Origin of the sequence: Sinomonas sp., from assembly GCF_036848755.1 — a bacterium.
GTDB lineage: Bacteria > Actinomycetota > Actinomycetes > Actinomycetales > Micrococcaceae > Sinomonas.
In genome coordinates, this window is record NZ_DAIUJO010000067.1 from 20,676 (window position 1) to 21,072 (window position 397).

1 protein-coding gene is annotated in these 397 nt (G+C 76.1%); it reads left to right on the forward strand.

Going from position 1 to position 397, the window contains the following annotated elements; all coding sequences use genetic code 11:
- Positions 1–195 (forward strand): isochorismatase family protein (locus tag V7053_RS11905; RefSeq protein ID WP_334172489.1); only part of this gene is annotated, 195 nt, incomplete at its 5' end.
- Between the last annotated feature and the right edge of the window lie 202 nt (positions 196–397).

Genomic DNA, 397 nt, shown 5'->3' on the forward strand with positions numbered 1-397 from the left:
TGGCTCGCGAACCGTGACGTCACGGATGTCGACGTCGCGGGCCTCGCGACCGACTACTGCGTCCGCGCGACCGCCCTCGACGCCGCGCGCGCCGGCTACCGCACGAGGGTGCTCGCCGACCTCTGCGCCGGGATAGCCGCGGACCTCTCCCCCACCTTCCGCGAGCTCGAGGCCGCGGGCGTCGACCTCGCCTGACCCCCGCCCCACCCGTTGCCCCGTCACCTCCGCAGGGTCCCCACCCCTGCCCCGTCACCTTCGCAGGGTCCCCACCCGTTTCCCCGTCACCTCCGCAGGGTCCCCACCCCCTGCCCCGTCACCTCCGCCGGGTCCCCACCCCCTGCCCCGTCACCTCCGCAGGGTCCCCACCCCCTGCCCCGTCACCTCCGCAGGGTCCCCA